The organism is Metabacillus rhizosphaerae, from assembly GCF_037201795.1.
Classification (GTDB): domain Bacteria; phylum Bacillota; class Bacilli; order Bacillales; family Bacillaceae; genus Metabacillus; species Metabacillus rhizosphaerae.
The window spans coordinates 987480-1000636 of the sequence record NZ_CP147403.1 but is presented as its reverse complement, the minus strand read 5'-3'; the positions used below and the strand labels follow the sequence as shown (position 1 = coordinate 1000636).

General features: G+C 37.7%; 10 protein-coding genes. 2 read left to right on the top strand and 8 right to left on the bottom strand.

The genetic code is table 11. From position 1 onward, the window contains the following. Window positions 1-180 precede the first annotated feature (180 nt). The 6 genes from WCV66_RS04770 to prfA all read right to left on the bottom strand — a co-directional run bounded on the left by WCV66_RS04770 (window position 181) and on the right by prfA (window position 5623). A complete protein-coding gene (locus WCV66_RS04770) occupies window positions 181-741 on the bottom strand; it encodes a manganese efflux pump MntP family protein (protein ID WP_066328561.1) in 561 nt (186 codons plus the stop codon). 147 nt (window positions 742-888) lie between these two features. Then, window positions 889-1935, bottom strand: coding sequence for an L-threonylcarbamoyladenylate synthase (locus tag WCV66_RS04765; protein WP_338788066.1), 1047 nt, complete (start codon window positions 1933-1935; stop codon window positions 889-891). Window positions 1936-2102: 167 nt separating this feature from the next. After that, window positions 2103-2546 carry a GNAT family N-acetyltransferase gene (locus WCV66_RS04760; RefSeq protein ID WP_066328559.1) on the bottom strand — a complete coding sequence of 148 codons (444 nt, stop codon included), beginning with the start codon at window positions 2544-2546 and terminating at the stop codon, window positions 2103-2105. 207 nt (window positions 2547-2753) lie between these two features. Next, on the bottom strand, window positions 2754-3419 hold the full coding sequence (gene spoIIR, locus WCV66_RS04755; protein ID WP_066328553.1) for a stage II sporulation protein R: 666 nt from the start codon (window positions 3417-3419) through the stop codon (window positions 2754-2756). Window positions 3420-3686: 267 nt separating this feature from the next. After that, window positions 3687-4547 carry a peptide chain release factor N(5)-glutamine methyltransferase gene (gene prmC / locus WCV66_RS04750; protein ID WP_338788065.1) on the bottom strand — a complete coding sequence of 287 codons (861 nt, stop codon included), beginning with the start codon at window positions 4545-4547 and terminating at the stop codon, window positions 3687-3689. A 5-nt stretch (window positions 4548-4552) separates the two neighbouring features. Continuing rightward, complete coding sequence (prfA, locus tag WCV66_RS04745) at window positions 4553-5623, bottom strand: peptide chain release factor 1 (protein WP_066328547.1); 1071 nt, start codon at window positions 5621-5623, stop codon at window positions 4553-4555. A gap of 207 nt (window positions 5624-5830) precedes the next feature. Here prfA and WCV66_RS04740 point away from each other — a divergent pair, with 207 nt between their 5' ends. After that, window positions 5831-6217 carry a VOC family protein gene (locus tag WCV66_RS04740; RefSeq protein WP_338788064.1) on the top strand — a complete coding sequence of 129 codons (387 nt, stop codon included), beginning with the start codon at window positions 5831-5833 and terminating at the stop codon, window positions 6215-6217. Between the two features lie 210 nt (window positions 6218-6427). Then, on the top strand, window positions 6428-6946 hold the full coding sequence (locus WCV66_RS04735) for a MerR family transcriptional regulator (protein ID WP_338788063.1): 519 nt from the start codon (window positions 6428-6430) through the stop codon (window positions 6944-6946). 20 nt (window positions 6947-6966) lie between these two features. On the opposite strand, the gene WCV66_RS04730 is transcribed toward WCV66_RS04735, so the two are convergent. After that, complete coding sequence (locus WCV66_RS04730) at window positions 6967-7149, bottom strand: hypothetical protein (RefSeq protein WP_066328539.1); 183 nt, start codon at window positions 7147-7149, stop codon at window positions 6967-6969. 273 nt (window positions 7150-7422) lie between these two features. Beyond that, on the bottom strand, window positions 7423-13134 hold the full coding sequence (locus WCV66_RS04725; RefSeq protein WP_338788062.1) for a lamin tail domain-containing protein: 5712 nt from the start codon (window positions 13132-13134) through the stop codon (window positions 7423-7425). Window positions 13135-13157 lie beyond the last annotated feature (23 nt).

Here is a 13157-nt window from a genome sequence, read left to right as displayed (position 1 = left end):
TTATCCACAAATCAGGATATAAGTACTATAAACTTTTTGATTTTTCTTTCGTTGTGAGGATTTTCAGAAAGGTCTAGTAAAATATATTTAGAGGTGGATTTACATGAGGTTTACACATTCGATATCTTCTTTACAAAAATAGAGAGGAATAAAACCGGTTATGAATTGACAACCGGCTTTTTAGAAAGGAAAGATTAGTTTTATGCCAAACGCTAACAGGATACTCCCTCCAAGCGCCTCACTATATGAACCTAACCAGGACTGAACACGCTTGCCCACTAATAGACCAATCCAGGTTAACACCATACTTACAATTCCAAAAATGACAACTGTTAGAAATGTTTTCGCCCCATAAATCCCAAGGCTTAACCCTACTGAAAAACTGTCTAGGCTAACGCTAAGTGCAAAGACAATTAACCCAAATCCTACTGGTGTAATTAGTGGTTTTTCATCTTTTTTAAATGAAGCAAAAACCATTTGTACACCTAGTAATATTAATAGACCCCCGCCTAATAAAGTCGCGATTGTTCCAAAGGTGTCACTTAATACTCTGCCAATTAACATTCCTGCTAATGGCATCCAGATATGAAAAATACCAATTGTAATACCTATGTATAAAATCTGTCTGGCCCTTAGTCTGATTAATCCCATTCCGAGTCCAACAGAAAATGCATCCATTCCTAAAGCCAGTGCCATTATTAATAATGTAAGTAGTTCTCCCAAGATCGCTTCAACATTCATAAATACCCTCCTCGGACACGCCTACTTAACTTTATGCGTACCCGATTTGGATTAGAACTTAGAATAATGATAGGAGATTAGGCTTGTTTTTTTCTTAATTGAATATGAAGAAAAGAATAAAATAACTTCCTCTCCTTGCAAATTGGTTCAATACTCTTCGATCACCTGATTACCTGCAGCTTTAAGTAAGCGATTCATAATCGCCTCGCCAACTCCAATCTGGGGAAAGCTTTCACTAAAAATGATATCCACTTCTTCATCATCAAATTTTCTTAGTACATCATAAAGCTCTGCTGCAACTGTCTGCAAATTTGCACGGCGCCCACAAGCAATGACCTTATTTGCCTGCAGCTGGTTAATGTTTTCTTCAGTTGTTAACACACCAACCTTCTTTCCTTCTTTTTGATGCTTGTTGATAATCTTCTGCAAAAATTCAAGTCGACCATTTACGAGCACGACAGGAGCATTAGGCGCATAATGAGTATATTTCATTCCAGGAGATTTCGGTGCAAGCCCTTCTTCGATAAGAGCTTGATCTAGTTGCACTTCTCCGATAACAGATTCTAGTTGCTCTTTCGTAACACCGCCTGGTCGCAAAATCGTTGGAACAGTTGACGAACAATCTAGTACAGTTGATTCAACGCCAACTCCAGTCGCACCTCCATCAATAATCCCGCTTATTTTCCCATTCAGATCATGATAAACATGTGAGGCATGGGTTGGGCTTGGTTTTCCTGACTGATTCGCACTAGGTGCTGCAATTGGTACATCTGCCTCACGTATAAGTGAAAGCGCAATTGGATGGCTTGGCATTCTCACACCAACTGTTTCAAGACCTGCTGTTACAAGTGTGGATAGCCGATCCCCTTTTTTCGGTAAAATTAGTGTTAACGGACCTGGCCAAAATTCATTTATTAATTTGTAAGCATAATCGGGGATATCTTTAACAATTTCATCTAGCTTGTTAACAGATGCAATGTGGACAATCAGTGGATTATCACTAGGTCTCCCTTTTGCCTGATAAATTTTACGAACAGCTTCGTCTGAACAAGCATTTGCTCCTAAGCCGTAAACTGTTTCAGTTGGAAAAGCAACCACTTCATTTTCTCTCAATAAATGGGCTGCCTGTGTAATATGTGGGTAAGTTGTGGATAAGTTAGTAATTTTGTCCACAACCCATAACTTTGTATTCATATGTTCTAACTCCCTTGTTTACCGATCATTTTTACCAATACTTTTCACTATCATTAGGTGAATAACTCCTTGAAAGTATATAAAAAGAATACCAACAAAACAAGCCTTATCCACAATTTGTGGATAAGGCTGTGGTTTTTGTGGAAAACTATGTGGATATATCCACTTTATGAAGACTTTACCATGATCATTACATTGGTTTGTTCAAGAGATCCCTTCATATGCTCCAATGTTAGTAGTTGATTGGGGATAGATGACTGATTGATCTCTTCAAAGCCCATTAGCGATAGAAACTGAACAGAAGCCTCTTTATTTGTAATTAAAAATAAATGCTTGATTCCCTTTTGCTCTGCTAACGTTTGAATGCTTTGAAAAAGTGTTAAAATATGCGCCTGTTTTAGCTTGTCCGACACAACAAGCGAACGCAATAAACCATATTCACCCACCGGCTCTACACCAATACAAGCTACAACCTCATGCTCACCATTTTCCATCATGACAAAATAATCTATTAAACTTTCAAACCCTTCCGAACTAACCCCTGCCTTTTCAACAAAGCCAATTAGCTTCCCAAGGTCCTTTTCTTCCGCAATCTTTAATTGATAAAACATATTTTATCTTCACCCCATTTTATATTCCTACATCAACTCTATGAGGGGGGAAGTAAATTTATTCTTTTTATTTTGGGGACATTATTTTGGGGACATATTTTGGGGACAGTCCCCGAAACACTTCATATTCGCAACTTTCTTATCACAAAAGCTGTTAAAAGAGGCATGAAAAAAGGTGGGGACTGTCCCCCACCTTTCAACCGCACCTTAAGAAAATAAACCTTCGAACCATTCTACAATAAAGAATTTCACTTCTACTTCTTCTTTTTCTTCCTCTTCGTCCACAACGAGTGAGGCAAGTTTTTCATTAGTTTTATCTTTGTCGTTCACTGTTTCAGTTTCTACTTCTTCTGCTTCAGCTGCTTGTACAGCTTCACCATTTGAGAAGTCTAAGAAGCATAGTGGCGGAAATAGCACACACCACCAATTTGCACCTTTCGCTTCACCTAAACTAATTAAAATCGCTTCATATTCACCTGCTGGATAAATGAAATTACCATATAGCTTTGTTGGAAAGCTTACATTATCAAAATTAACTGAGTATGATTGCGGTTTGTTTTCTCTTTCTAATACATCTTCAACGATTGCTTCAATGTCAGGAAGTCTTGACTGAATTAATTGTCTAGCAGTTTCAACTGAAGTTAACTCTGCAACCCATTGCGTAATTTCTTTGTTTACTTCATCACGAATCATTCTTTTTAACTCTTGATCTTCATCAGAATTACTATTTGCTAGAATACGTAAACGTATCGCCTCATCAGGAATAACAACTGGCTCCTGTGTACTCGCAGCCACCGGTTCTCTATATACGTTCACAATTGCTCCTATTAATAATAAGAATATATATATAAATGCTAATTGTTGTTTTTTCATCTTCTCTCACGCTCCCTTGGTAAACAGTATGGACAGCATGAGAGATTCTTAAACTATGTTTTTGAAAAAATAGTTTACTAGTTTGGGGACTGTCCCCAAAACGATGTTAAAACGACTTCCCATTGTCTTGAAATTGGTAATCTATATATAAATTATTGGATGGGGGACTGTCCCCCATTTTTTGATTTCTCCATCATGAGAGACATTCCACCTAAGAATGGGGACTGTCCCCATTACTTTGTCCCCATTCCTTCACTCCACTCACTCTTATAAAGTCGCAAACACCATTCGATCTTTCCTATTTATATCATATACAATTTCAACTTCAGCCATTGGTAGGGCTTGTGTGAGTAGGTTTTTTACGTCTTGGCCTTGTCCAGCTCCGATTTCAAAGGCGATGATTGCTGCCCCGTTTAGTAGTGGTTGCATGTCTTTAATGAGCCTTCTGTAAAAGTCTAATCCGTCTTTTCCGCCTGCTAAGGCACGCATTGGTTCGTGATCTTTTACGACTGGGGATAGTGTTTCTATTTCCCAATCAGGGATGTAGGGCGGGTTTGATACTAGTATATCGATCTTTTTCATTTTAGAATCTTTTGAAATGGGCTCTAGTAAATCACCGTGCAGCCATTGAACATTTGCTTGTAGTTCATTCGCGTTTTTCTCAGCAACTTGTAAGGATTCCTTTGCAATATCAATTGCACTTACGCGGAATCTGGGATTTTCCAACGCTAATGTAATAGCTATAGCTCCACTACCTGTCCCAACATCTACTACGTGTAGTTCATCATTTCCGTGAAAATAATTAGCAGCACGCTGAAGGATCCCTTCGACGAGTTCTTCTGTTTCAGGTCGAGGAATGAGCACTTCTTCATTCACATTAAACCGCCTGCCGTAGAATTCTTCATAGCCAATTAAGTATTGAACAGGAGTTCCCTCAGCATGTTTTATGACATCAGACTTAAAAGCTTGTAGTTGTTCGTTTGAGAGGACCAGTCTCAAGTTTGAAAGAAGTGTTGCTCGTTCCATGTTTAAATGGTGACGCAACAGTAGTTCACCCGCATTTTCATCTCTTTCCGCTTCCTTTAAAAAAGAAGAAGCCCATTTGAGGGCTTCAAATACATAGTTCATATTGTTTACTCTTCCGCATCTTGAAGTCTGCTTGATTGATCTTCAACGATCAATGTTTCAACAATCTCATCAAGCTTTCCTTCAAGAATTTGATCTAGCTTTTGAATCGTTAAGCCAATTCTGTGGTCCGTTACTCGGTTTTGCGGGAAGTTATATGTTCTAATACGTTCTGATCGGTCACCTGTACCAACTGCAAGCTTACGGGTTTGATCATACTCAGCCTGTGCTTCGCGTTGGAACTTATCATAAACACGCGCACGTAATACTTTCATCGCTTTTTCCTTGTTTTTGATCTGCGATTTTTCATCCTGACACGAAACAACTGTCCCTGTTGGTAAATGTGTTAATCGTACAGCTGACATTGTCGTATTAACACTTTGTCCGCCTGGACCACTTGATGTAAAGGTATCTACACGTACATCCTTGTCATGAATTTCAACCTCTACCTCTTCTGCCTCAGGTAAAACAGCAACAGTTGCTGTTGACGTATGAATACGTCCACCTGACTCCGTTTCAGGTACACGTTGAACACGATGGGCACCATTTTCGAACTTTAATTTCGAATATGCGCCTTTACCATTAATCATAAAGATAATTTCCTTATATCCGCCTGTACCTGTATGGCTAGCTTCCATTACTTCAGTTTTCCAGCCTTGCACCTCTGCAAATTTGCTATACATACGATATAAATTCGCCGCAAATAAAGCAGCCTCTTCTCCACCAGCAGCTCCACGGATCTCCATAATAACGTTTTTATCATCGTTCGGGTCCTTAGGTACAAGAAGGATTTTTAGACGTGCTACTAATTCTCCTTGACGAGCCTCTAATTCAGAAAGCTCTTCTTTCGCCATTTCACGCATTTCAGCATCAAGCTTTTCATCAAGCATTGATTTTGTATCAGAAATTTGGTCGCGAACCTCTTTATATTCACGATATACTTCAACTGTTTCCTGTATATCAGATTGTTCTTTTGAATATTCGCGCAGCTTTTTAGAATCACTAATAATATCTGGATCCATCAAAAGCTGATTTAATTTTTCATAACGGTCTTCTACCGATTGTAAACGATCTAACACACATGTTCACCTCAATTTTCATGCATAACGTTTTAATTATAGTATAGGTCACATAAAGCGTCAAAAGCAAATTGAATTAGAAAAGCGCAAGCGACCGTTTAGCGGCGTATGGACTAAGAGTGCGACCATTAAGGACTCGATACTGGAGCAAAACCTAGAAACTAAGTACAATAAATACTGATACTAAAACGAAAAGAGGTCATCACATTGAACATCAATAAAATCCATCATGTTGCCATTATCTGCTCAAATTATGATCTTTCAAAAACCTTCTATACAAAGACACTCGGTTTTAAAGTGTTAGCTGAGGTTTTTCGTGAAGAACGAAACTCTTACAAATTAGACTTAATGGTCAATGATACTTATCAAATTGAATTATTTTCTTTTCCAAATCCACCAGAGCGGCCTACTACACCCGAAGCCGTTGGACTTAGACATCTAGCTTTTGAAGTTTCTAATATTGATGAAGCAGTCAAAGAACTTATTCAAAAAGGTGTAGCAGTTGAACCGATCAGAGTTGACCCACATACAGATAAAAAATTCACGTTCTTCAAGGACCCAGACGGCTTACCACTTGAACTTTATGAAGCTTAGGTCAAGTATCGACAAAGAGAATTGGTAATATGTAAAACCTCCACTTTCTTTGCCGAATCGATACTTGTTTTGTCTAACGTGAAGGTAACTAGCTTCGGAAGTCGAAAACGTAAAACAGAAGGTCACAAATCGGGATCTGTTCCTTATTTTCATTGTTGACAGTTGGCGTCGTTTTTGGATTGTACTTAAACATTGGGGAGGAATAAAGATATGAGTACAGCAGCCGTTGCAAAGTTACTTGGGGTTTCGAGAAGAACTGTAATGAGATGGGTTAGTCAGTTAAATATGGATTTGGATAAAAATGAACTAGGTCACTATCAATTTACTGAAGCAGATGTTGATCGATTAAAAGAAATACAAGAACAAACAAACTATCAATCACTCCCACAACCTATACAAACGAGTCACACAAGCAGATCAGGTACTTTAAAAAGTGAAACGTCTGTAGATGCGAGTAAAGTCGCTGCACTAAACGAACGAGTGGATGAACTTGAACGGAAAATGCAAAGCAAAGCTGATGATGTTGTTTCCTATCAACTTCTTCAACACCGTAGAGAGATGGAAGAATTGATCAACAAAATTTCCTCTTTAGAGAAAAAAGTTGAAGAGCTTGAAAAATCACAGCAAAAACGTGAACCAATCAAAGACAATGTTTTAGTCTTTGATCAGTCATCTGCACCAAAAAAACCGCGAAGAAAAAATTTAATCAGCTCAATTTTTAGCTTTTGAGGGGTCTTCAGTCCCCTCTTTTATTTTACATCTAAGTCCACATCAATTTGGTATCTTGGCAAAGCACTGACCATTTTGCTGTGAATTTCCCTTATCTTCTGCAGCTTTTGATCTTCTGTCAATTCCTCGGTTGTGTATACTTTTACATTTATGTAATGTCCGATAATGATCATTGGTCCTAATGATAACTCTTCCTCATTCATAATGGCCTCTTCCAGATGAAATTTTAGAACTTCACTTGTTTTTACTAATAGTATGGCTTTTACATCAAAAAACCTTACTCACTAATTAAATGGAGTAAGGTTTTAAACATTAAACTATTATTGATTCAAACTTGTTCTTTTTTGGTGAGAAAGGACTATCGCTATGCCTGTCAAACTATTCAGTAAGCCTATTAGCAGCATATTAACTATATTTGCGGCAGTGCTAGGTAAGTCGAAATGACCAATTCCATTAACAAGTTAGTCTGTACCATCTCATGGCTTATCTTTTCCGTTACCTGGTTTTTCTTTTCCATTACCTGGGTCAGGTTGTTCGCCCTTCCCTTTTGTAAATGTCCAAATATCTGAAACTGCTTTTCCTGTATAATCGTCTTCTGCGACTGCATACCATGAGTACGTATTATTTTTGGAAAGTCCTTTCCACTTAACTTCTGCTTCGGTTCCGCTTTTAACATTTTCTTGTTTGCCAATTTCTGTATCTGTCTTCACATTTACAGAAAAATAATCAGTAGCAACTCGTTTTTCATCAACTTGTAAGTCTAAATTAATGACTAACTCATCTTTACCAGGGAATTCACTTGGGTCATAGAAATTGTAATCATCTAAATACGGTGAATACGTATTGACGATAATTCTGTTATTGTCTTGATCAAAATGAAGCAATTTCATGTAGCCTTGACCGCCTTCAGGGCCACCTTGATAGTCCCCAAGCATTTGATATACTTCGCGGTCTGCAACGCCATCACCATCATCGTCAATTTCACTTACAAGCGTTTCAGAATCGTGATAGTGACCACTTAGTACCGCTACTACGTTTTCATTCGTTTCCACAACTTGCGAGTAAATTTTGTCACCAAGCGGACTGCGATTTCCTGAAACTAAGAGATATTCATGAAAATTAAGAATCGCTTTTCGGTTCGGATATTGTTTTAGAATATCATTTATCCATTCTAAATCTTCATCCTGTACACCCCATCCCATATAGACCATGATAAAATCATTACCGTTAGATGAGATTAGGTCATAGTGTCCTCGGTTGTTTTTGTATGTGTCACCATAATACGATTTGTCTTCAAACCTGTCTGCACCAAAATATTTGCTGTATTCAGTGTAGTCGTTTGATAGTTGATCTACATCATGGTTCCCTGCTAAAACACCATATGGGATATTGTTTTGATCAAGTACTCCCATGTACTCGTCGGCAAATTGCCATTGCTCTACCTTATCAAATTCATCGACAAGGTCTCCTGTATGGAATACATATTTAATTTTCAACTCTTCTTGCTTCTCTGCAATCCAATTTGTTTGTCTTTCAAAAATGTATGGATAGCTTTCAGCGTAATATTGCGTATCTGACATCCAAACAAATGTATAATCATATTCCTCTGGGCTCTTTGGAATCTCATCTTGAATGATTACATTGATTTTCGCGTCTTTTACATACTCATTGACTGCAACAGTTCCTTTTAATTCAAAGTCTTCGGTTCCAGCGATGTTATATGTGATCAATGTCCATTTACCGCTTTGGTGATTCCAAGCGTACATTGATACTTTTCTGCCTTCAAGAGATTTACCACTCCAAGACAGTTCAACAACATCATTTTCATCAATTGTTGGATCAACCTTTACATCGAAACGATGGTATGGGAATTGTGTACTTGAATCAGTCGTTAGGTAGTTGCCATCCTTTTCTGATACTAAAGAGATGTCATCTGCCGAAAAGGCCGCTTCACCTTCTGGAACCATCATTTGCGGTGGTTCAACATCAGTTGCATTCTTAAATGCTTTTACCTCACTAGTATTGCTTGCATCATATTTATACCCTTTATAGAAGGTTACATCTAGGTCGTCACCTGTTGGATCTGTTACCTTGACTTTTAATTTTGGATTACCATTTATAGATGCAGCACCATCAGCTGGTGAAATAAGCTCAGGCTTAGTTGGATTTTCATTATTTACTGAGAATGGAACAGTTAACTCTGCTTTATTTCCAACTTTATCTTCTGCGACAATGATAAGCTTATGCTCACCAGGAGTAAGCTTTGATGATGACGTTTCATATGGCACTTTGATTTGCTCATCATCTAACATGACTTGAACAGAATTGACACCAGCTATTTCGTCCGTAACATCGGTATCAATTGTAAAAGCACCTTTGTATTCTTTTCCTTCAATGATGTTTGTTTTTACAACTGGTGCAGTATTATCAATTAGCACGTTAGAAGTAACTTCATTGTCAGAATCTAAAGCTTTGACAACATGTTTACCATCTTCAACAGTTGTTGTATCCCATATAAACGTTTTTGATGGAGTATGTTGTTCTGTAATCGTAAATGTGAAATCTTCAAATGGTCGGAATGTGCCATCATCACCCATATCATATACTTTCGTTGGATCATTCTTTGCTGGATCTGTTAAAACTGTTCCATCTGCCAAAATTAGACGAACATTTCGCAAGCTATAATCGTCGCGATTTTCTTCATCTTCTTCTAACTGGAATGGCGAGGCTTTATTTCCAGCACGAACGGTGATGATATTTTCTCCGACCTGGAGACGGTCCGCTTCTACTGGTACAGTGAATGTCTTCCAATGTGACAGCCAATCTTTATCCAATAAGTAAAGAATGTCATCACCCATTGTTACTGCGTTTTGGAAATACGTATTAAGACCATTTACTTCAAAAGCAAAGTAGGCCCCATTTTCTATTGCTTTATACGTATCGGCCTGCAATTCTGAGTTATCAATGAATAGCTTCACATTTTCAGCCGGTTCATTCTTAGATGTACCTTTTAGAATTTTTTCACCTGAAAGGATATCATCATCTTTAACATTTAAACGTAGATCAGAATTGTCAATCTCATTATTAATAGAAATCTTATACGTGTCACTTTTTACTTCATTTGAACCATCTGAAACGACAAAGAAATATTCTACATATTCTTTTGCAATAAGGTCTGAAGCGTAAATCATATTTTTATATAAATGAGTTTCTGAATCAAGTCCTAAAAGTGTTTCTTTGAAATCTGCTTGATCATTTGTACGATAATATAACCTAACAGATTTGACGCCTTTATCATCTGATGCTGATGCAGCGATCTCGATATCATCTGTTTGATTAACGTCTGTAACAGCTGTCTTATTTTCAATCGTCGGAGCAACTGTGTCTTCAATAATGTGGATCGGTTGTTTCGGGACCTGGAATGCTTCAACAGCACCTGGTGTAGCGTCTTGGATACCTGCACTTACCTTCATTGATTGGGTTGAACCATCTTCAGGGTACTTGTAAACAATCCCTTTGTTAGGCACAGTATCATCTGTGTTTGCCACTTCGTTATAATAAGAAACTGTGATTTCTTCCTTTGTATTTGTGGCTACGACAAGTCCTCTTGGGCTTCCATTTGCCATACCATCACTATGAATTTTGACGATATCTTTGTTTTCAATTAAGCTTGTACCGAAATTTCCATTAAAATCTGCAACTGTTTGTTCACCATTCATCGAATTGATGATCCAGAATACGAGTGTTCTTTTTGAAGGAATGACAACATCATCTGGTACTGAAGGCCAAACAACATCACTTGCCGGATCTGTTCCATAGCGATATTGAAGTTTATAATCCTTAAAGTTTAAATCCTTGTCTGTATTATTGTAGATCTCAATAAATTCATAGCCATCTGCTGAACCTACATTCTCTGAATCAGGGACAACTTCTGTTACAAGGAATTTAGGCATCTTACTATAATCCACTTCATCTTTCTTAACAGCAATTACATATTCCTCAGTTTTAACTGTATTTGTTCCATCTGCTGCTTCGATATAGTACGTAATGTTTGAATCAACATTAATTCCAGGGATTTCAGCTATGTAACTTGCTGGATCAGCGCTTGCATTCATTGATAAGGAAGTGAATGTTTCATCCCCCTCTTTTTTATAATGCAAGGTAGCAAATGGGACAGCCATGTTATCTGTTATATTTGCTTCAATGCTGATCGGAGAAAATGCATCGGTTTCTGTCAGCGGCGTATGCGTGATCACTGGCGCCTCCGTATCAACAGGTATTTCATCAAGCTCAACTGGCTTTGTTGGGACTTGAACAGCTTCAACTGTACCAAGTGAAGGTGCTGCTAGTACTTTAAGCTTTTCCATTTCCGTACCTTCGCTTGGAAACATATATTGAATAACAGCGCCTGTGTTATCATTGTCAGTTCCAAGATAACTTGCAGAAACAACTTCTGAGCTTGTGTTATCTTTTATCACGATTCCTCGGTTTCCACCATTTGCAAAACCTGGGAAACTATCTTTATATGTAATTACTTGTTCACTTGATAAATTCAATCCAAAATGAGTGTTAAAATCCGCTAGAGTACGATCACCATTATTAAACCAAAAAACAAGTGTTTCTTGAGGATCAATTGTAGTAGCAGGAACTTGAAAGACTAGTTCGTTACCAGTATCCGTATATTTGTAGACAAAGGAATAATTCATTAAGGATAGAGGTTGATTCGTATTATTATAGAGTTCAAAATACTCGTAATAATCCGTTCCACCACCTTCTGTATTTGGTGACAGCTCGGTAATTAATAGCGTTTGTTCGCTATAGGTTTCTTGAGGAATCTCAACAGAAATTGTATATTCCTCACTCTTTGCTTTATTGCTACCATCTGTTGCTTCAATATAGTACGTAATATTTGAATCCACACTAGCGCCTGGAATTTCTGCTGAAAAATTTGTCCAGTCGTCTGAACTTACATTCATTGTGGCAGATGTAAAGGTCTCTTCTTTAGTAGTTTTGTAGTAAAGTGTCAGAGTTGGTATCGCTGCCAAATTATCTGTTACCTTTGCTTCAATCATGACAGAAGAAGCTACTTTGCTTTCTGTAACAGGTGTGTGAGTGATCACCGGTGACTCGTTGTCAGCTGAGATCTCTGTTAGTTCTACCGGCTTTGTTGGAACTTGAACAGAGTCAATTGTTCCTGGAGTTGGTGCTGCCAATACTTGATGCTTGTCCATCGCCGTTTTTGCTAAAGCATATTTAAATTGAACACCTAATCCACTATTATCTGTTTCACCTGGTAAATAACCTGCAGATGTTACTTCATTTCCTTCTTTATCTTTGATAACAGCCGCTCTGTTCCCACTATTTGCAAAACCCGGGAATACATCCTTAAATTCGATGACTTGATCAGATGTTAACTCAAGTCCATAATGTGAATTAAAATCGGCTAAAGAAAGTCCGCCATTATTAAACCAAAATACTAGAGTTTCTTGTGAAGCGATCGTTGTATGAGGGACTTGAAATACTACTTCTTTTCCAGTATCCGTATAACGGTAAATAAACGCATAATTAGTTAAAGATAATGGCTGATTCGTATTATTGTACACTTCAAAAAACTCGTAGTTATCTGTGCCATTTGAGTTTGGCGATACTTCAGTAATTAGTAAGGGTGAATTGCTATTAAAATCTTCTTCTACTAAACTAGCAGAAGTCTCTTGTTGTGCTTTAAGGTCTTCTATTTCTTCTTTTTCCTGCACAATAGGAGCTGACTCTGTTTCCATAGGCTCCTCTACTGTTTGAGTGGAATTTTCGCGTGTAGCATCTGGTTGTTGTGCAGGTGCAGGTTCAGTTTCTTTTGTGACTTCTTCCTTTTCTGCTATAGGTTTTTCTTCTTCAGTAAGAGGTTTTTCATCTAGAGTTGATTCCTCTGCAGGTTCAGTACTTTCTTCATTTTCTTTTTCTATAGCTTCCTCTTGAATAAGGTTAGCTTCATTTTTAGCTTCTTGATCATCCTCAACTGTATCGTTTGTTCCTGTCTCAGCTGGATTTGTAGAATTAGTAGGGTCAATCACTTCTTCTGCATAAATCCTTTTAACAGGAATAACCGTGGTAAAGTTGGATAGTACAATTGAAACCATACATAATAATAAAAACATTTTATTCAATTTTCGTCGAACTTCTCGCTTATTCATGGCTTCCTCCTTTAGTTCTATTA

Bases quoted from the DNA above. Each gene is read 5' to 3' on its own strand.
- WCV66_RS04770 (WP_066328561.1), bottom strand. From the start codon at position 741: ATGAATGTTGAAGCGATCTTGGGAGAACTACTTACATTATTAATAATG.
- WCV66_RS04765 (WP_338788066.1), bottom strand. From the start codon at position 1,935: ATGAATACAAAGTTATGGGTTGTGGACAAAATTACTAACTTATCCACA.
- WCV66_RS04760 (WP_066328559.1), bottom strand. From the start codon at position 2,546: ATGTTTTATCAATTAAAGATTGCGGAAGAAAAGGACCTTGGGAAGCTA.
- spoIIR (WP_066328553.1), bottom strand. From the start codon at position 3,419: ATGAAAAAACAACAATTAGCATTTATATATATATTCTTATTATTAATA.
- prmC (WP_338788065.1), bottom strand. From the start codon at position 4,547: ATGAACTATGTATTTGAAGCCCTCAAATGGGCTTCTTCTTTTTTAAAG.
- WCV66_RS04735 (WP_338788063.1), top strand. From the start codon at position 6,428: ATGAGTACAGCAGCCGTTGCAAAGTTACTTGGGGTTTCGAGAAGAACT.
- WCV66_RS04730 (WP_066328539.1), bottom strand. From the start codon at position 7,149: ATGAATGAGGAAGAGTTATCATTAGGACCAATGATCATTATCGGACAT.
- WCV66_RS04725 (WP_338788062.1), bottom strand. From the start codon at position 13,134: ATGAATAAGCGAGAAGTTCGACGAAAATTGAATAAAATGTTTTTATTA.